Raw genomic sequence first — 19,378 nt, forward strand, 5'->3', positions numbered from 1 at the left:
TCTGCCGTCCGCCGCCTGCCAGTATCTTCATGTGACGCCCACGACAACGCCAACCGATGGCAGACGACGTTTCGGCTGTCGCGACGAGCGAGACCTGCACCGAAGTCCTCTCGCGGATCGGCGACGCGGTGATCACCGACCGCGAGTTCCTCGAGCAGGTGCTCACCGCGACGCTCGCCCGCGGCCACGTCCTCCTCGAAGACGTACCCGGTACCGGGAAGACGCTGACGGCACTGGCGTTCGCCCGGGCGCTCGGGCTCGAGTTCTCCCGCATCCAGTTCACCCCGGATCTGCTGCCGAGCGACATCACCGGCTCGCACATCTTCAACGAACACACCGGCGGGTTCGAGTTCACCCACGGGCCGGTGTTTGCGAACGTGGTGCTCGCAGACGAGATCAACCGCGCGCCGCCGAAGACCCAGGCTGCCCTCCTCGAAGCGATGGACGAGGGCCAGGTCACCGTCGACGGGACGACGCGCGACCTGCCGGACCCGTTCCTGGTCATCGCGACGCAGAACCCAGTCGAACAGGAAGGGACCTTCGAGTTGCCCGAAGCGCAGCGCGATCGCTTTACGATCAAGACCGCCATCGGCTACTCGGATCGGGCGGGAACACTTACTGAACGGTTGTTTTCCGCCGTAGAGTACTGACAGAATACGTAGTTATTGTGATCGGCGGGGTACTGCGCTGTCACTGCTTGGACTGGCGCGCCGCTGCTTGCAACTGCTCGATTCGGTCGACGGGTCCGATGCCGGCTAGCACTGCGAGCGCGAAGACGGCCTCGCTGTCCGGTCGCGGTGCGTCACCGCCGAGCGTCTGCGTCGATTCCGTCGCCGACTCGAGCCGGCGTCGACCGTCTGCGACTGCCGTCCGATTGAGCCACTCGGGCGGCCCGCCGACGACGAGCAGCGCCCGGTCGGTGTTCGTGCGCTCGCACTCGAGCGTGAGTTTCCCCTGGATCGCTTTGCCGACCGTGGTTTCGACGGCGCTGACGGCGGCACTCGTTTCGACTGTCGAGTCCGAGCCGAAGAGACCGAGGCCCAAATCGAGTTCGAGCCCCAGTACGGAGCCGGATTCGCTGCTGGACTCGATTCGCTGTGTGCCGTAGCCGAGCGTGACGAGCGCCGTCTCGGTGCCCAGAATGCGGCGGATGTCGTTCGCGTCGATGACGGTCTCGGCGCTCGCTGCACGCTCGTCGGCCGGCTGTGCTGTCGCACCGAACAGCGCTTCGATGCGGGCTGCAAGCTCCCGGTTGAGGCGAGCACGCCCGTCAACCATGACCTCCCCGGTCCGAAGCCACGACTCGTTGTCGAAACAGAGCACGGCGTTCGCGAGGCCGTCGAGTCGAGAGAGCGTCTGCGTCGCGTTCGCCGCGGCGAGCGGTCGCGTCGCGCCATCCGCATCCGCGCCTGACGGACGAGTGTCGTCGGTCGGTACTGACGGATCACCGTCGGGTGAGCGCTCGCGGTCGGCCGGGAGCGTCCCGAGAACATATACCGGTACGTCGTACAGTGTCTGCAGATTTGCGACGAGTTCGGGTGCAGTCCCGCCACCGGTCGCGCCGCCGAGACCGACGACGACGAGGAACGCGTCCGCGGCCGAGGGCTGGCCGGCGTCGAGTTTGCGGCTGAGTTCGTCGACGTGTTCTTCGCCGAGGGTCTCGCCGCGCTGAAGGTTCCCGTTGAGGCCGGTATCGATGCCCGCACCGTATCGGTGGCGGTGGTCATCGGGAACGGATTCGAGTTCAGCAAGCGCCTGCGTGTCGGTATCGAACGCGAAGACGTCACAGAGAAACGGTTGGGACGCGGTTTCTGCCGTCCGGATCGCCTCGGCGACCCGACATCCTGCGCCGCCGACCCCGATCACCTCGAGTTGCATGGCTACCCCTATCGGCTGGTGGGACTTTCATGGTTCCGTTTGTGTCGGTTCTATTGTCACGTCGCGGTAGTGTCCGGCAACTAAGTGGACGGACAGAACGACCACCTTTGGAGTGGCTGCCGTCCGGAGTTTGCGTGGCCAGACTCCAGACTACGGATTACGGACTCTGGACTCTGGACTACGGTGTTAACCGCTCGATCGACCACCACTCGATATCAGTCTCCGCAGGTGTCGCTCCGTCGCCCCGCTCGACAAGCGCAAACACCATCGTCTTTCGCACCCCGTGGGCCAGCCGCACGTCGAGTGCCAGATCGCGGGGCTCGAAGACCGCCTCCGCGGGATGAACCCGTACCAGTAACTCCGAGTGTCCGAGTTCAGCAACCGACTCAACCTCGGCGTACGTCCGAAAGTCAGCCCCGAACTTGTAGCCCGTCTTGGGGACGATTTCACGCTCGCGCAGTTCGGTGTAGACGCGCAATCGGCGGTCGAATCGTTCCCCCTCGACCTCGCGTCCCCGCTCCCGAACCGCACCGAACTCGAGGTCGATCACGTCCCGTCTGGCAAGGTAGGCCGCTTCGAGGAGCGAACACTGCAGCGTCGGCCGCTCGTACTCCCGCCCTTCCAGCGGCTGGCCGTAGAACGCATTCTCGTAGAGGTCGATCGGCGGCTCCCAGAGGACGACGCGATCCGCGAGCAACGTTGCGTCGACCCCGCTCGGGAGCGTGGTCGCCGTGCTCCCCGTCGGTTCGCTCCCCGTCACCTCGAAGTACGTGATCTCACTTTCTTCGTCGACGACTGCGAGCACGCCGTCCGCGAGTGAACTCGCGGGGATGTCGGTTCGTTCGCCGATGATTCGGAGTGCGTAGGCAATTTCGCCGTCGCCGGGGCCCTTGCCGCGGGGGAAGACGGCGAAGTCGACCGCTCCTCCTGGCGGGTCGTCGACCCACGGCTCGGCGGCCGGTGAAAGGTAGAACCCGCGTTCGCGAAGATCCGCGTAGACGAGAAATCGGACACCGAAGTCGGTACCGGGTTCACGGTTGGCAAACGCTTGAAAGTCGAGTCGGTCGCCGGTCGCATCGTCGACGACGGCGTCGAGATCACCGCGGTAGAGCAAGTGGGCCGCCTCGACGGGCGCGAGAGCGATCTCGTTGCCCTCGAGTGGATAGCCGTAGCCGCGCGAGTCGTGATAGCGCTGGCGCGCGTCGTTGCCGACGCGGACGACGTCCGTCTCGGCGTCGAATCGCCCCTCCAATGACATACGCAGTGGTTGTCTGTGGTGCGTTAAGTGCGTGTGGATCGACGCTGTGTCTATTGCCCGGTACCGGTCATACGGTTGGTTGTTGTTTCTTACCGGTGATCGCTCGCCCGATACAACGATCATCGGTAATCAGTTACAACCGACCGTATCAGTCGTCGCTTGCAGCCTCGACGTGTCGGGCGACCGCTCGGTCACACGTCGCATCGAGACACCGCGTCCCGCCGTGCGTTTCGAACGTCGGAAGGCCACAGTCACACTCCCCGTCGACGACGCCCGCGGGCATCGCGAAGCCGGTGTCGCACTCGGGATAGTGCTCACAACCGGCGATGAGTCCGCCGCGCCGGAGGATGCGAAGGTCGCCGTCGCAGTTTGACTCCGGACAGTCCCATTCGCGATCGAAGGCCTCTCGGACGGCCTCATCGAGCGATTCGCAGTTGCGATCGAGACAGACATCGAACGCGAGGCCGCGCTCGACGCGCATCCGCGGCAGCCCGCAGTCGCAGTACGATTGGTCGTCCTTGATCGTCGCGTCGGTCGGGATACCGTAGCGCGTTCCGCAGTCGACGCAGTGGACGCCCTTCGAACGGACGAGTTCACCGGCGCAGTCCTCGTTTTGGCATGTTCCGACGGGCGTCCCGGCCGCAGATGCCGGGTAGTGAGCGAAGCCGTCCTGCTCGTGGGCTGCGATTCGCAGGGTCTGGGTGTCCTTTTTCGCGACGAGCGTGAAGTCGCCCGCGCGGTCGCTGGAGACGCTGTCGGCGCGGGTGAGCCAGGCGACGGGCTGGTAGCCGTCGATGTCGTGGACGAGGACGGTGTTGTCGGGTTTGACGATCGTCGTTACCCGGCCGCGGTACTCCGATCGGTCGTCGGCCTCGGCGATCACGGTACAGTCGCCGGCGAGCACGCGAATCGCGTCGTCGATCATAGGCTGGCTGATGCGGATTCCTATTTAAACTCGCGGTCGACGGACGTGTTAGTCAGATATCTCGAGGTCGTGGCGGTCGATGAACGCGGCGACGCGCGCTTGCTGCGAGCGGTCCGTCATAGGTCACCTCAGAACCTGTCGGAAGAAAAGATGATCGGATCCGCGCCCGTTCTGCACGTCGATGGCCGGCACAACACGTTTCTTCCGCGACAGTGACCGGTTGCACATGGTCAACGTTACCGCCGAAATCGTCCTGTTCGACGGCTTCGATGAACTCGATGCGATCGGTCCGTACGAGGTGCTCGAGAACGCCGCCCACGCCGGCGCGTCGGTCGACACGGAACTCGTGACCCTCGAAGAAACCGACCTCGTGACGGCCAGTCACGACCTGCGGGTCGAACCCGACGGGACGCTCGGCAAGCCGGACTTGCTAATCGTCCCTGGCGGCGGGTGGACGAGCGCGAACGAGGGCGTCCGCGCGGCCGTCGAGGGCGGCGCGTTGCCGGACGCGGTCGACGAGGCCTACACGAACGGCGCAACCGTTGCCTCGGTCTGTACCGGGGCGATGATCCTCGCCGAAGCGGGGCTCCTCGAGGGCCGACCCGCGACCACGCACCGCGTCGCGGTCGACGATCTCGAGGCGACCGCCGCGAACGTGGTCGACGAGCGCGTGGTCGACGACGGCGACGTGCTCACCGCCGGCGGCGTCACCTCGGGGATCGACCTCGGCCTCTGGCTCGTCGAGCGCGAGTTCAGCGCGTCCGTTGCGGACGAGGTCGCAACCAAAATGGCCCACGAGCGCCGCGGCGACGTTTTCGGATAACTCGCGACGAAAACGGCTGCGAGCCAAACGGCTATACGGGACCGTCGGGTAGCCCGAGATACATGGACGAAGCGACGGCTGTCACGACGGACGTGAGTGTCGACGCAGTGTTATTCGATATGGACGGCGTCCTCGTTAACAGCGAGGACTACTGGGTAACCTTCCAGGAGGAGGAGATACTCCCCGCGGCGGTTCCCGATGAAAACGTCGATGTCGCCGAAGTCAGCGGCATGAACTACCGAGAGATCTACGACTATCTCGACTCGACATACGGAACGGCGATCACGCGCGAGGCGTTCGTCGAGCGGTTCGCCCTGGCCGCGGAAGAGCTCTACACGGAACGGGTCGAGCTGCTCGACGGGCTGCACGACTTGCTCGCCGAACTCGATGCACGCGGGATCGAGACGGCGATCGTCTCCTCGTCGCCCCACGAGTGGATCGGCTGGGTCACGGACCGATTCGAACTCGGCGACTCGTTCGACCACGTTATCAGCGCCGACGACATCGACGCGGCGAGCAAACCGGCTCCGGACGTGTTCGAGTACGCTGCGGACGAAGTCGGCGTTCCGCCCGCCAGGTGTGCCGTCGTCGAGGATTCGGCGAACGGCATCGAGGCGGCGGAGCGGGCCGGCACGGCCGTGATCGCCTACCGGATCGACGCCCACGGCGACATCGACCGGTCGGGGGCGGACGTGGTGGTCGAGACGCCGGCGGCGCTCTGTCGGACCGTCCTGGCGTTCACCGCGGACGACACCCGCTAGATCGTTCGCTCGTAGACATCGACGACGGCGTCGGCGATCACTTCCCAGTTCCCGTCCTCTCGAACGGCGGGCGACTGTTCGACCTGAAGGCCACTGGAATCGTCCGCTGTGAGCCAGTTGACGAAATTAGCGGTGCTGGTCCCGGGAAACGGCTCCTGCTCGCAGTCGTGATCGGTCGCTTCGTCGCCGTCGATGCCCGTGACGAGGACCGCGAACTCGGTGCGGGATTCGATCTCGGCTTCGAGGTCTCGCTTCAGTTGCTCGGGGGCACCGCCACCGATCACGATATCCTCGTCGAAACAGTCCCAGCCACTGAAGCCATGAAAACTCACCGCGTGGTCGAACCCGCGGTCGGCGATTCGGTCGAGTTCGGGAAACGACCGCGGGCTGATATCCGCGGACATGATGTGCCAGCGGTCGAACGCACCCAACTCGTCGCTGTAGCCGACGCAGGTCCACTCGACGGCTTCGGCGGTGGTCCGTTCGTAGACCCGATCGGCCTGTTTCTCGGTATTGTACTCGAGATACGTCCCGTGGGGTGCGGTCACGGCGAGTTCAGCGGCTGTCCCATCGTCTTCGAGGACTTCGACGTACTCGGTGTGATCGAGCGCGTCCTGCCGGGTCTCGTACTCGGGGTGTGGACCGTACGGTTCGATCGACGCCGCCGCGCCGACGATGTCGTCCATTGACCCGCCGTCGTCGATGAACGCCAGCCGCTCGGCCGTGGCCTCCTCGAAGCCGACGACGTCGCCGCGTCGCTCCGCCAGTCCGACGCCGATCGTGGCGATTCCGTCTTCGGTACCGCCGTTGCAGTCGCCGCACTCGATTCGCACCTGGTCGCCGTTCTCGAGGCCGAGTTCGTCGCGCGTCTGCACTGCGAGTGCGAGGCGCTCGCGGTGGGCGGTCGTTTCGTGGTCAAAATCGATGATCTCGTGTCCGTCGGCCGTCGTCGACGACGGTTCCCCCGCCCAGGCTATCGCCTCGCTGCCGATGGCTGTCAGTAGCGTTCGTGGGGACAGGTCACGTTTCACATTCATTCACGTTTGCCAGAAGGACCGGGATAAAATTGATTCCTGAATACTAACACGTTCGGCCAGATACAAACCGATCGGCGAAGTTGGGCTTGCCCCCCGAGTTCCCTCACAGCGTCTCCTCGCTCGAGTACCACCGTGAGAGCGAAATTGGGGCTCTCCCTCGATTCGGCTCCCGTCACCGAACGCGGACGGTCCGCGTCCCCTCGACCGGAACCAGCGGCTCCTCGGGGAAGGCCACGCTCACCGTGAACTCGAGTTCATCTGCGTCGGCACCGAAGACGCCGACCGGGACGGTCTCGGTGTCGCGGAGATAGGTGCTAGTGGCGGTCATCTCGACGCCATTGACCGTGACGCGGATGCCCGCCCGCGCCGGCTCGCCGACGTTGCGAACCGTCACCTCGCAGACCTCGTTCTCACCCGCCTCGATCGACTCGGGGAACGCGCCCCAACTGAACTCGACCGAGGGGAGCGACTGTGCGCCCTCGTAGATCCGCTCGGCGACACCGTCACCGAGTCCGGCACCGACGATGCCGTCGATATCGGCGTCGAGAACGTCCCCAGGGGTCGACACACCTTCTTTCGCGAGTTTACTCGCTCGCCCGGCCGCGACGCCGTCGATGGCCGTCAGCCCGATCGCGTCCTCGGCGACGCCGTTCTCGATGCGGGCTTCGGTTCGGCGCGCGAGATTCGCCGCGTGCGGCCCGACGAACCGGTCGAGAAACGCCCCAAGCGCGGAGACGAGTCGCGTCGCGTTCCGCTGGATGACCCAGGCGTCGCTTCGCAACTCCGCCGGCGTCGTCCCGCTTGCGGAACTGCGCAAGATTGCGAGTACCTTCCGCTGCCCGGCTTCGAGGTCGCCGGCGTCGGTCCCGACGAGGACCGCGTCGATCGCGTCGCGTTCGTCCTGGCGGGCCGACACCGAGTCGAACTCGTCGGCGGTCGCAACGGCCGTCAAAATATCGTCCATCTCGAGTGTTCCCGGACCGTCGGCCGCGCGGTCACAGAGTTCAGCGAAGGCGGCGGCGGTCGGGAGCCGAAGGTAGTACTTCGAGGCGAGCACCCCGCGAGGGGTCGCTTCGATCGAGAGATCCTCGCCGGTTTCGACGAAGCCGCGGTCGACGAGTTCTTCGAGGCAGTCCCGGACGCGCTGTCTGAGGTTCGGAAAGTCGTAGTCCTCGGGGCGGGACTGGCCGCGGACGTAGTAGAAGGTCGTTTCGAGCCAGTCCATCACGTCCTCCAAGTCGGTGATGGTTCCCATCGCGATCTCGGCGTTCAGGTGCGTCTGCAGGCTCTCAGCGAGGCGCGATTCGATCTCCTTGCCGTTTCGCAGGAGGCGGCGGTACTTGTCGGCCTCCGCGCCGTCGCAGACGACCCAGCCGTAGCCCACGTCGTCGTAGCCCGGCCGGCCCGCGCGCCCGAGCATCTGGAGCACGTCGAGCGGGCTCATGTCGACCTCGCCTTCCAGGGGATCGTGGAGTTTCGTGTCCCGAATCACGACGCAGCGGGCGGGCAGGTTCACCCCCCAGGCCAGCGTCGAGGTCGAAAAGAGCAGTTCGACGATGCCCTCTTTGAACCACTCCTCGACGAGGTCGCGGTCGTTCTTCGAGAGACCCGCGTGGTGGAAGGCGACGCCGTCGAGGACGGAGTTGCGGAGCGTGTCGTTGTCGAGTTCCTTCGACTCCGTATGAAAATCGTAGTCCCCGCGCGCGCCCATCGGTACGTCGCGTTCGGCGATTTCGTCGCGGGCCTTCTCGGCCGCCCGAACGGTATCCTGCCGGGAGGAGACGAACACGAGCGCCTGGCCGTCCTCCCGGAGGTGCGGCTCCGCCAAATCGAGCGCCCGGTACAGCCGCCGGTACTTGTCCGCGAAGGAGTTCTCGCCGTGCGTGTAGGTCTTGACGCCGGCGTTGAGTTCGACCGGACGGTACTCCTCGCCGAACTCGAAGGTTGTCTCATCGGGCGCATCGAGCCAGGCTGCCACGTCGGAGACGTTCGGCATGGTTGCCGAGAGCGCGACGACGCGCGGGTCACAGAGCCGACGCAGGCGGGAGATCGTGACTTCGAGGACGGATCCCCGTCGATCGGCGTCCAACAGGTGGACCTCGTCGATGACGCAGACGTCGATGTCCGTGACGAAGTCGTACCGTCTGGAGTCGTGTTTGCGGGTCGCCGAGTCGAGTTTCTCGGGCGTCATCACGAGAATGTCCGCGTGGCGGGCGCGCCGCGAGTTCAGTTCGCGCTCGCCCGTGACGACGTAGACCGAGTAGCCGAGTTCCTCGAAGCGGTCCCAGTCGTCTTCCTTCTCGTTGGTCAGCGCCCGTAGCGGCGCGATAAAGAGCGCGGTCCCGTCGTCGGCGAGCGCCTTGCAGATCGCGAGTTCGGCGAGCGCGGTTTTGCCCGAGGCGGTCGGCGCGCTGGCGACGACGTTGGTCTCGGATTCGAGCAACGCGGGCAGGGCCTCGCGTTGCATGCGGTTGAACTCGGTAAAGGCGAAGGCGTCGGCGAACTCGGGAAGAACCTCGGCGACCTCCATCAGGCAAAAACGGGAAGCGGGTGGTGAAAGGCGTTTCCTTCGGTGCGTGCCAGCGGGCTGACCACTGCGGGCAACCGATTCGAGACGGCGGCCGATTACTGCGACCGGATCAGGGCCGCCGCGACCGCCCCGGCGGTGGCGAACACGACCGGATAGAGCACGCCGCCGAGGACGACCGCGGGCAGGAGTTCTGGAGCCATCGATTCCGCGGCGTCGATGCCGAAGAACGAGGCCTCCGTGCTCGACTCGGCGATGATCGCGCCCAGCCCCATCACGACGGCGTAGCCGATCGTGACCGGTGCGCCGACCAGAACCGCTTCGCCGAGATTTCGTGCGTCGAACTGCGACGCCAGTATCGCCCCGACGGCGACGAGGACGAGCGGCGGGATCGCGTACGCGGCTACTGAACTCGTGGTCTCGGACTGGGCGATCAGGTCGACGGTGTCGGTGCGACTGAAGCCGCCAACCTCCCCGTAGGCCTCGATTTCGACGAAGTGGGCGTTGTAGTAGTACCAGGCGACGCCCATCCAGTCGGCGACGCTGTCGCCGAAGGCCTCGCGAACCTCGTCGACGACCAGCAGGTAGGTGACGAGGTAGCCGACCGCGGCAGCGAGGACGCCGACACCTGCACTCGCCGCAACGCGTGTGGCGCGCGATACCGACCGTCCCGTTGCCGACAGTGACCGTTGTGCCATCGGCTGGGGCGACCATCGTCCGCGTAATATGCTTTGTGTATCGCGGTGTATCGCGGTGTATTGCTGGACCAGGTGGTCGCTACGTTCAGGGTGGCACAATCGACGGTGTGAGCCTCGGTAGTCCGGATCGCGATTCACACGGCTACACAGCCGGCTCGTTGCGCGCGGTCTCCTCGAGTTCGTCGCTGAGCAGACTGGAGGCGTGTTCGGGTTGGGGAACGCGCTCGAAGGTCAGTTCGGGGTCGCCGGAGCCGGCCGTGTAGACGGTCAAGTCGCCGTACCCGAGGACGCGGCCGAGCATCGTCTGGCGAAGACTGGTGTTCTGGACGCGTTCGAGGCGAAACTGGGTGACGTTCCGGGAGATGACGCCGTGTTTCTTGTACAGTTCGCCGGAGGTGATCACATAGCGGGTGTTCGTCCAGGCGAGATAGCGCACGAGCGAAATCGCTGCGCCAACGAGGGCGACTGCAACGCCGAGTAGCGTCAGCGTGTCGATACCACCGGTCGCACTCCAGGTGGCGAGCAAGACGCCGACGAGTGCGACCCCGATTCCGATCGGCATCCTGGTCCCCATCGAAATCGGATGCGGCCGACTCTCCCAGATGATGTCCTCGTCGTCGCTAATGTGAAACCACTTGGGAGTCGAACCCAACCCCATTGCTCGCCGTTATTCGGTTCGTGGCCGTAAAGGTGGCGTGAGAATGCCTAAATAGTGGCGGCTCGCTCGCTGCTTCGGTTCGCGTTGCAGGACCACGAACCGGGCGGTATCTATCCGTCGGCGCGTTCGGTCGGCGACTCACCGTTCCAAACGCCGGCGCTGAACTCGACCGCGTCGTTCCAGCGGCCGACGACCGTCGTGACGGCGAGATCACCCGAAATGTTGGTCATCTGTCCCCACATATTTTAACGGAGTTTCACGAGTTCAGGCGGTCGCGAGCGTCGACGGTCACGCGTTCAGCACCTGCGTTTCCAGAGGGGGAGCGCGTGTCCGACCGCGAGTGCGGGAGGGCCGTCAGATCGTGAGAACCACCACGGTTTTTCACCTCGCGCGCCGACGGTCCGGTATGCGCAGCGCACGAAAGCCCGACTGGCTCAAGATGCGGCCCCCGTCGGGGCGGGAGTTCACCGATATCCGGGAGACGCTCCGCGAGCGGGACCTGCACACGGTCTGCGAGGAAGCGAACTGCCCGAATCTCGGGGAGTGTTGGTCCGGCGGGGCCGGAACGGGCGAGGGTGAGGGCGGCACGGCCACGTTCATGCTCATGGGCGATCGCTGCTCGCGAGCGTGTAATTTTTGTGACGTGACCACCGGCGGCATGGAGCCACTCGACCCCGACGAACCCGCGAACGTCGCCGACGCCATCGCCGAAATCGGCCTCGACTACGTCGTCCTCACGTCCGTCGACCGGGACGACCTCCCCGATCAGGGCGCGGGTCACTTCGCCGACACCATCCGCGAGATCACGGACCGCCACCCCGGCATCCTCGTCGAGGTGTTGATCCCCGACTTTCGGGGCGAGCCCGAACTCGTGCGGAAGATCATCGATGCCGATCCAGACGTGATCGCGCACAACGTCGAAACCGTCGACCGCCTCCAGTTTCCCGTGCGCGACCGCCGCGCCGGCTACGAACAGTCCCTCTCCGTGCTGGAGCAGGTCGACCGCGAGTCCGATATTTACACGAAAACGTCGATCATGCTCGGTCACGGCGAGTACGACCACGAGGTCTACCAGACCCTCGCGGACTGTCGCGAGCGCGGCGTCGACATCGTCACCCTCGGGCAGTACCTCCAGCCCTCGCGGAACCACCTGGACGTCGAGCGCTACGACCATCCGCACAAGTACGAGACGTGGCGGCAGGTCGCAGAAGAAGAACTTGGATATCTCTACTGCGCCAGCGGTCCGATGGTCCGCTCGTCGTACAAAGCGGGCGAGTTATTCGTCGACGCCGTCCTCCGAGCGGGCAAGAGCGTCGAGGAGGCCCGCAGGAACGCTCGGCGCGTCGATTCACCCGTCTCGGCGACCGAGTAAGCGCTCGGAACCGATCGCGTTTCGATCGCGTTCAGTGCTGCTCCGTTCGCTCCGTCCGTCTCGCACCGATACCGTTTTTCGCCGGCCGCTCCCGACTCGCTGCGCCGAGTCACCGTCGATTGTACCGCCGTTTCCGGGTAGTTTGCTGCCCAACCGTCCACTGTTCTGGCGAAAGCCGTCGCTCTTTCCGAGGCTATTCTAAAAATAATAATCAAGGTAAACGATCGCGGTATTCTTGACGTGATTCTCCCCGGTCCTTCGCTCACGATGGCAAGAATTCCACTGACAGTAAACTATTTACGAAAATCCTTTAACAGGAGCGATAATTCACTAGAGCATGCGCAGGTGGGTATCTCCGTGAGCACGATACAACGCGACCCCCGAGAAAGAGTACAGATCCTCGACGACACCGGCCGCGTCCTGAACGACGCCGAGGTCCCCGACCTCTCCGAGGCTGAACTCGTCGAGATGTACGAACAGATGCGGCTGGTTCGGCACTTCGACGAACGCGCGGTGAGCCTGCAGCGACAGGGACGGATGGGAACGTATCCGCCGCTGTCGGGACAGGAAGCCGCACAAGTCGGTAGCGCGCACGCGCTGGATACGGACGATTGGGTCTTCCCCAGCTACCGCGAACACGGCGTCGGGCTGGTTCGTGGCCTCTCGTTGGAACATACCCTGCTGTACTGGATGGGCCACGAGAAGGGCAATCACATCCCTGAGGACACAAACATCTTCACCGTCGCCGTTCCGATCGCGACCCAGATCCCGCACGCGACGGGGGCCGCCTGGGCCTCGCAACTGCAGAACGAGGAGAAGGCCTTTCTCTGTTACTTCGGCGACGGCGCGACCTCCGAAGGCGACTTCCACGAAGGGCTCAACTTCGCCGGCGTCTTCGATACGCCGAACGTCTTCTTCTGTAACAACAACCAGTGGGCCATCTCCGTGCCGCGCGAGCGTCAGACCGCGAGCACCACGTTAGCCCAGAAGGCGACCGCCTACGGTTTCGAAGGCGTGCAGGTCGACGGGATGGACCCGCTCGCGGTGTACAAGGTCACGCGAGACGCCGTCGAGAAAGCGAAGAACCCGGACGACGACGAACTCCGGCCGACCCTGATCGAGGCCGTCCAGTACCGCTTCGGCGCACACACGACCGCCGACGACCCCTCGGTCTACCGCGACGATGACGAAGTCGAACGCTGGAAGCAAAAGGACCCAATTCCGCGTCTCGAGACGTTCCTGCGGAACAACGGGATGCTCGACGACGAACGCGTCGATGCGATCGAATCGCGAATCGAAAGCGACGTCGCAGATGCCATTGACGCCGCGGAATCCGTCGAACGGCCTGACCCAGCCGAGATCTTCGCGCACGTCTACGAGGGCATGCCAAAGCGACTGCAGGAGCAACTCGAGTGGTTCGAATCGATTCGCGAGGAACACGGCGACGACGCGCTGCTGGAGGGATAACATGGCTGCAGAATCACAACCACAATCAGAATCCGACAACCTCACGCTGGTACAGGCGGTCCGCGACGGACTCCAGAGCGAGATGACGCGCGACGAGGACGTCGTCGTCATGGGCGAGGACGTCGGCCAAAACGGCGGCGTCTTCCGGGCCACGGAGGGGTTATACGACGAGTTCGGCGGCGACCGCGTCATCGATACCCCGCTCGCGGAATCGGGAATCATCGGCACGGCGGTCGGCATGGCCGCCTACGGAATGCGTCCGGTGCCCGAAATTCAGTTCCTCGGCTTCATCTACCCTGGATTCGATCAGATCGTCTCGCACGCGGCGCGGCTGCGAACGCGCTCGCGCGGTCGGTTTACGTGCCCGATGGTGCTTCGCGCGCCCTACGGCGGCGGCATCCGCGCCCCCGAACACCACTCCGAGTCCTCGGAGTCGATGTTCGTCCACCAGCCCGGGCTCAAGGTCGTCGTCCCCTCGACGCCGTACGACACGAAGGGGCTGCTGACGAGTGCGATCCGCTCGCCAGATCCGGTGGTCTTCCTCGAGCCGAAGCTCATCTACCGAGCCTTCCGCGAGGAGGTCCCCGCGGACTCCTACGAGGTCCCCCTCGGCGAGGCTGCGGTCCGCCGAGAGGGGTCCGACATCTCCGTCTTCACGTGGGGCGCGATGACGCGTCCGACGATCGAAGCCGCGGAGAACCTCGAAGGCGAGATCGACGTCGAGGTCGTCGACCTGCGTACGCTCTCCCCGCTCGATGAGGACGCGATCGTCGACTCCTTCAAGAAAACCGGTCGGGCAGCGGTCGTCCACGAAGCGCCACAGACCGGCGGTCTCGGCGCGGAGATCACCGCGACGATTCAGGAGGAGGCACTGGTCTACCAGGAGGCACCGGTCGAGCGCATCACCGGCTTCGACACCCCGTTCCCGCTGTACGCGCTCGAAGACTACTACCTGCCCGAGGCGGCCCGTATCGAGTCGGGCATCCGGGACGCGGTGGGGTTCTAACATGGTCCGCGAGTTCGAACTCCCCGACGTCGGCGAGGGCGTCGCCGAAGGTGAACTCGTCTCGTGGCTCGTCGAGCCGGGGGAGACGGTCAGCGAGGACCAGCCGGTCGCGGAGGTCGAGACGGACAAGGCGCTCGTCGAGGTCCCTGCCCCGGTCAACGGGACGGTCCGCGAGTTGCACTTCGAAGAGGGCGACGTGATTCCGGTCGGAGACGTGTTCGTCACGTTCGACGTGGACGGCGAGGACGGAGCGACCGATGCCACAGCGGAGGAAGCGGCTGAAACGCCCGACAGTGCGGCGGAAACCGACAGCGACAGCGGCACCGAACCCGCGGGCGATCCCGGCGCGATCGGTGCCGGTGAAGACACCGAGTCGGCAGAGACGCTCGACGATCGGATTTTCGCGCCCCCGCGAGTGCGACGTATGGCCCGCGACGAGGGAATCGACCTCTCGCAGGTCCAAGGCAGCGGTCCGGGCGGACGGATCACTGCTGCCGACGTGCAGGCCGCTGCGGGTACTGCACCGAGTGAGACGGCACAAGCGGATGTGGGTGCCGACGAGGGCACTGCTGCGGAGACGACGGCCGACGCGACCGAGGGAGCGCCGGCAGCAGACTCGAGTTCTGGAACGGAGACGGCAGCCGGATCGAGTGGCCAGACCGCCACCGCGACACAAACGCAGCCCCCGGCGCAGGTCGACGCTGCGGACCGCGACCGCACGCTCGCCGCTCCCGCGACCCGTCGGATCGCCCGGGAAGAAGGCGTTGACCTTGACGCCGTCCCCGCCACCGAGGAGCGAGACGGCGAGGCGTTCGTCACGCCCGAAGCGGTTCAGGAATACGCCGACGCTCAGCGCCAGGCTCAGGAAGCCGACGCGTCGGCGCTCGAAGCCGGCGAGACGGCAGGCGAGTTCGCCGAGGGCCAACGTGAACGCCGTGAACCGTTCCGCGGCGTCCGCAAGACCATCGCCGATGCGATGGTCGAATCGAAGTTCTCGGCCCCCCACGTCACCCACCACGACGAGGTCGACGTCACCGAACTCGTCGAGGCCCGCGAACGGCTCAAACCCCGCGCCGAGGACCGCGGTATCCGGCTGACCTACATGCCGTTCATCATGAAAGCCGTCGTCGCGGCGCTCAAGCAACACCCCGAGATGAACGCGGTCATCGACGAGGCAAACGAGGAGATCGTCCACCGCAACTACTACAACATCGGCGTTGCGACGGCGACCGACGTCGGGCTGATGGTACCGGTCGTCGACGACGCCGACGGGAAGGGACTGCTCCAACTGTCCTCCGAAATGAACGAACTCATAGCGCGCGCTCGCGACCGCTCGATCAGCCCGGACGAACTCCGCGGGTCGACGTTCACGATCACGAATATCGGCGGTATCGGCGGCGAGTACGCGACCCCGATTCTGAACTACCCCGAATCGGGCATCCTCGCCATCGGCGAGATCAAGCGCAAGCCCCGCGTCGTCACCGACGAGCACGGCGACGAGTCGATCGAGCCGCGGTCCGTGCTAACCCTCTCGGTGTCGTTCGACCACCGACTGATCGACGGTGCCGACGGCGCACGGTTTACGAACACGGTGATGGAATACCTCGAGAATCCGGACTTGCTCCTGCTCGAGTGACCACCACCCCTAAACGTTAGACACTACCCACCCTACCTATGCACATGCGCACGCACACGGTACGATCGACTCCCGAGAACTCGAGTGCAACTCCGAACGGAGGTACCAACTGATGGTCGTCGGAGACGTTACCACCGGGACCGATGTCCTCGTCATCGGTGCCGGGCCCGCCGGCTACGTCGCCGCCATTCGAGCCGGCCAGCTCGACCTCGACGTCACGCTCGTCGAGAAAGACGCCTACGGCGGCACCTGCCTGAACTACGGCTGTATCCCATCGAAAGCCCTGATCACGGCCACCGACATCGCCCACGACGCCCGCAACGCCGAGCAGATGGGTATCCACGCCGATCCCGCGATCGATCTCTCGGGGATGGTCAGCTGGAAAGACGATGTCGTCGACCAGCTTACCGGCGGCGTCGAAAAGCTCTGTAAGGCAAACGGCGTCAACCTGATGGAAGGCACCGCTACCTTCACCGACGAAAACACCGTCCGCATCTCCCACGACGGCGACGGCCAGGGCTCGGAAACCCTCGAGTTCGAACACGCGATCGTCGCGACCGGGTCGAGCCCAATCGAGATCCCCAACTTCTCCTACGGCGACGAGCCAGTCTTGAACTCGCGCCAAGCCCTCTCGCTTGACTCCGTCCCCGACTCGCTTGTCGTCGTCGGTGCCGGCTACATCGGTATGGAACTCGCGAGCGTCTTCGCCAAACTCGGCACGGACGTGACGGTCATCGAAATGCTCGACGAGATGCTCCCGGGCTACGATGACGACCTCAAACGCCCCGTCAAACAACGTGCGGACGACCTCGGCATCGAGTTCGAGTTCGGCTACACGGCCGCAGAGTGGTCCGAACATGAGGACGGATCCGGCATTCGCGTCATCGCAGATCCCGTCGACGGAACCGATGTTGCGGCAGACGGTGGCGCTGCAGCCGGCGAAACCGAAGTCGAGTCTGAGGACGAGGACGAAAACGAGGAGCCAGCATCGCTCGAACTCGACGCCGAGAAAGTCCTCGTCGCCGTCGGCCGTCGCCCCGTCTCGGATACGCTCGACCTCGACGCGGCCGGCGTCGACATTGACGACAACGGCTTCATCGAAACCGATTCGCGCGCACGCACGTCCGTCGACCACATCTACGCCGTCGGCGATGTTGCCGGCGAACCGATGCTCGCCCACAAGGGCAGCATGGAGGGCGAAGTCGCCGCCGAGGTCATCGCCGGCGAGCCGTCGGCGATCGATTACCAGGCGATGCCCGCCGTCGTCTTCACCGACCCCGAAATCGCCACCGTCGGCATGACCGAGACGGACGCGGAGGACGCCGGCTTCGACACCGTCGTCGGCACGTTCCCCTTCCGAGCCAGCGGCCGCGCGCTCACGACCGGTGAGAGCGACGGCTTCGTCAAAATCGTCGCCGAGGAAGGCGAGGGCTACGTCCTCGGTGCCAGCATCGTCGGCCCCGAAGCGTCCGAACTCGTCGCCGAACTCGGACTCGCAATCGAACTCGGGGCTACCCTTGAGGATGTCGCCTCGACGGTGCACACACATCCGACACTCTCGGAATCAGTGATGGAAGCCGCTGAGAACGCGCTTGGACACGCAATTCACACACTAAACCGATAAGCACTCTTCTCGAAATCAGTTTCTGGCCGCTCCATTCTCCGGGGCCTGAACTCGGTCTCACTCTCGATATTCTTCACTGTACGTACAGTGAATACGCAATCACGAGAAAGCCTGCGAGTACGAGCAGACTCTCGAGCAAGACCCCCGTCATAAGATGGACGCTGAGGACTTCATACAGCATCCCTGCCAGTACGAATCCGAGCGTTACGAGGCCGAATCCGAACGCCAGATACCCGAGTGCTCGCTGTCTCGTCCGCCGATACGCCTTGAACGCGAAGTACGTGATGATGCCTCCCACGATGAGGACGAGCGTTTTGACGACTGCGAGTGCAAGCGCGATCTCTGCTCCGCCAGTGTTGTATAGACTCATGTCTCCTTTCGCACCTCCGACCAGAGTTCTGCAAGCCGTTCGTCTGCCGTCTGCGCTGGACGGTCGATCTGCACCGATAGCGACCGGTCCTCGTCTAACCCTAATGTGATCTCATCGAACGCGACGGCATACTTGCTTGCGTGGTGGCCGTCACGGCGAATCTCCGTCGTCTCTTCGAGCAACGTTGACTCCGTTAGTAACTCGAGTTTTCGGTAGAGCGTCGATTGGGGAATCTCACACCGGGCAGTGAGTTCAGAAGCCGTCATCGGTTCCTCGAGATTTCGGATAATCTCACGGCAGTCAGGGTCGTCGAGTGCAGCGCAAATCTCCGCTGCAGACGGCATCGACTCCGAACCGATCGGGTCCCGGACCATTCATTCCCTTCTTGTAACGCGTGCCGTTTATTCGCATCGATGTGTTTCCCCCGCTTATCGTCTCATTCCTCGATTTCAGCGGTTTTCTCGACCGTTGTCGCCGATCATCCCGAGCGGCGCTCGGCAAACATTGAATCGTTCCCAACTGCCAGACCAACTCCGTCTCCACTACCGATCGAGTTCGTACGAATCTGTAACCGTCCCCTTTTCAGCCACCCTTTCACTCCCGCCAGAACACACCGGAACCACGTCACACCGATCACAACCACCAACTGCAAACCTTCTTACACCCCCGCCTCCGAACACACCCCACGCGGGTATCATCCGGTCCGACCGATCTACGAGGGCGGGATGACCGACCGACCTCCGCCCGCGTAACACGTTCATATTCAACTCTCCCTGACTTGAACTCGAGACGAGACGTTTCTCTACCGAGGCAGCCATAGCTCTCAAAATAGCCAGCTGTGGCTTCAACTCGCTTCTACAGTTCTACAGTTGTGCTTCAGCGACTGGTAATAAAACCCCCAGTGCCGGTCTGATACCTTCTACTCTTCTTTTGGCCCACTCAAACGGGGAAAAACCATCTGATAATCAGTCATCGTGACTCTCTACCTTGGGAGGAGGATCAACACGGCCCAGGCTGCCTGCAAGACGACGGCCTTATATATGTACCCTCGCCTCGTCATTAATGCGAACGACGTGGCCCACGCCGCCACGTCCCCTCTGGCCGTTTCCCGGNCCTTATATATGTACCCTCGCCTCGTCATTAATGCGAACGACGTGGCCCACGCCGCCACGTCCCCTCTGGCCGTTTCCCGGCACGGAGGTCGGCATCATATCCACTTGCCTGCCCGTCAGCCATCTCGGCTGGCACCTGGGTCTCGTCTCGGGGTGCCTCGCACCGCGAGACGATGCCCTTAAGTGTATCAGGGCACTCGGATATGACGCAACGAACGCGTGATGG

At 64.4% G+C, this 19,378-nt stretch carries 17 protein-coding genes and 1 pseudogene; 8 read left to right on the forward strand and 10 right to left on the reverse strand.

The window, feature by feature from the left end:
- Positions 1 to 56 precede the first annotated feature (56 nt).
- Positions 57 to 617: pseudogene (locus C484_RS16870) on the forward strand (AAA family ATPase); the annotation flags it as partial.
- A gap of 73 nt (positions 618 to 690) precedes the next feature.
- On the opposite strand, the gene C484_RS16875 reads toward C484_RS16870, so the two are convergent.
- From C484_RS16875 to C484_RS16885, 3 genes are all read right to left on the reverse strand, one after another.
- Positions 691 to 1,878 carry a tubulin/FtsZ family protein gene (locus tag C484_RS16875; RefSeq protein WP_006827103.1) on the reverse strand — a complete coding sequence of 396 codons (1,188 nt, stop codon included), beginning with the start codon at positions 1,876 to 1,878 and terminating at the stop codon, positions 691 to 693.
- 178 nt (positions 1,879 to 2,056) lie between these two features.
- A complete protein-coding gene (gene endA, locus C484_RS16880) occupies positions 2,057 to 3,136 on the reverse strand; it encodes a tRNA-intron lyase (protein ID WP_006827104.1) in 1,080 nt (359 codons plus the stop codon).
- Between the two features lie 148 nt (positions 3,137 to 3,284).
- Complete coding sequence (locus C484_RS16885; RefSeq protein ID WP_006827105.1) at positions 3,285 to 4,061, reverse strand: endonuclease NucS; 777 nt, start codon at positions 4,059 to 4,061, stop codon at positions 3,285 to 3,287.
- A gap of 226 nt (positions 4,062 to 4,287) precedes the next feature.
- On the opposite strand from C484_RS16885, the gene C484_RS16890 reads away from it, so the two are divergent.
- A complete protein-coding gene (locus C484_RS16890) occupies positions 4,288 to 4,884 on the forward strand; it encodes a DJ-1/PfpI family protein (RefSeq protein ID WP_006827106.1) in 597 nt (198 codons plus the stop codon).
- 62 nt (positions 4,885 to 4,946) lie between these two features.
- On the forward strand, positions 4,947 to 5,645 hold the full coding sequence (locus C484_RS16895; RefSeq protein WP_006827107.1) for an HAD family hydrolase: 699 nt from the start codon (positions 4,947 to 4,949) through the stop codon (positions 5,643 to 5,645).
- Here the strand turns inward: C484_RS16895 and C484_RS16900 are convergent.
- From C484_RS16900 to C484_RS16920, 5 genes are all read right to left on the reverse strand, one after another.
- Complete coding sequence (locus C484_RS16900; RefSeq protein WP_006827108.1) at positions 5,642 to 6,682, reverse strand: poly-gamma-glutamate hydrolase family protein; 1,041 nt, start codon at positions 6,680 to 6,682, stop codon at positions 5,642 to 5,644. The genes C484_RS16895 and C484_RS16900 overlap by 4 nt on opposite strands.
- A 172-nt stretch (positions 6,683 to 6,854) precedes the next feature.
- Positions 6,855 to 9,212, reverse strand: coding sequence for a DEAD/DEAH box helicase (locus tag C484_RS16905; protein WP_006827109.1), 2,358 nt, complete (start codon positions 9,210 to 9,212; stop codon positions 6,855 to 6,857).
- Positions 9,213 to 9,307: 95 nt separating this feature from the next.
- Entirely contained in the window at positions 9,308 to 9,907 is a 600-nt protein-coding gene (locus tag C484_RS16910; protein ID WP_006827110.1) for a hypothetical protein, read from the reverse strand.
- Positions 9,908 to 10,049: 142 nt separating this feature from the next.
- Positions 10,050 to 10,565 (reverse strand): PH domain-containing protein, encoded by a 516-nt coding sequence (locus C484_RS16915; RefSeq protein ID WP_006827111.1) that lies wholly within the window; start codon positions 10,563 to 10,565, stop codon positions 10,050 to 10,052.
- A 110-nt stretch (positions 10,566 to 10,675) separates the two neighbouring features.
- On the reverse strand, positions 10,676 to 10,795 hold the full coding sequence (locus C484_RS16920; RefSeq protein WP_239641002.1) for a sodium:dicarboxylate symporter: 120 nt from the start codon (positions 10,793 to 10,795) through the stop codon (positions 10,676 to 10,678).
- A gap of 131 nt (positions 10,796 to 10,926) precedes the next feature.
- Here C484_RS16920 and lipA point away from each other — a divergent pair, with 131 nt between their 5' ends.
- From lipA to C484_RS16945, 5 genes are all read left to right on the forward strand, one after another.
- Positions 10,927 to 11,937 carry a lipoyl synthase gene (gene lipA, locus C484_RS16925; protein WP_275040132.1) on the forward strand — a complete coding sequence of 337 codons (1,011 nt, stop codon included), beginning with the start codon at positions 10,927 to 10,929 and terminating at the stop codon, positions 11,935 to 11,937.
- Between the two features lie 357 nt (positions 11,938 to 12,294).
- On the forward strand, positions 12,295 to 13,404 hold the full coding sequence (gene pdhA / locus C484_RS16930) for a pyruvate dehydrogenase (acetyl-transferring) E1 component subunit alpha (protein ID WP_006827113.1): 1,110 nt from the start codon (positions 12,295 to 12,297) through the stop codon (positions 13,402 to 13,404).
- A gap of 1 nt (position 13,405) precedes the next feature.
- Positions 13,406 to 14,410 carry an alpha-ketoacid dehydrogenase subunit beta gene (locus C484_RS16935; protein ID WP_006827114.1) on the forward strand — a complete coding sequence of 335 codons (1,005 nt, stop codon included), beginning with the start codon at positions 13,406 to 13,408 and terminating at the stop codon, positions 14,408 to 14,410.
- Between the two features lies 1 nt (position 14,411).
- Positions 14,412 to 16,046: a 2-oxo acid dehydrogenase subunit E2 gene (locus tag C484_RS16940; protein ID WP_006827115.1), complete on the forward strand. Its 1,635-nt coding sequence runs from the start codon at positions 14,412 to 14,414 to the stop codon at positions 16,044 to 16,046.
- Positions 16,047 to 16,158: 112 nt separating this feature from the next.
- A complete protein-coding gene (locus C484_RS16945; RefSeq protein WP_006827116.1) occupies positions 16,159 to 17,670 on the forward strand; it encodes a dihydrolipoyl dehydrogenase family protein in 1,512 nt (503 codons plus the stop codon).
- A gap of 73 nt (positions 17,671 to 17,743) precedes the next feature.
- Here C484_RS16945 and C484_RS16950 read toward each other — a convergent pair whose 3' ends face one another.
- On the reverse strand, positions 17,744 to 18,040 hold the full coding sequence (locus tag C484_RS16950) for a DUF7521 family protein (RefSeq protein WP_006827117.1): 297 nt from the start codon (positions 18,038 to 18,040) through the stop codon (positions 17,744 to 17,746).
- Positions 18,037 to 18,414 carry a winged helix-turn-helix domain-containing protein gene (locus C484_RS16955; RefSeq protein WP_006665454.1) on the reverse strand — a complete coding sequence of 126 codons (378 nt, stop codon included), beginning with the start codon at positions 18,412 to 18,414 and terminating at the stop codon, positions 18,037 to 18,039. Before C484_RS16955 ends, C484_RS16950 begins: the two co-directional genes overlap by 4 nt.
- Positions 18,415 to 19,378: the final 964 nt, after the last annotated feature.

The sequence above is a fragment of the Natrialba taiwanensis DSM 12281 genome, from assembly GCF_000337595.1.
Classification (GTDB): Archaea; Halobacteriota; Halobacteria; order Halobacteriales; family Natrialbaceae; genus Natrialba; species Natrialba taiwanensis.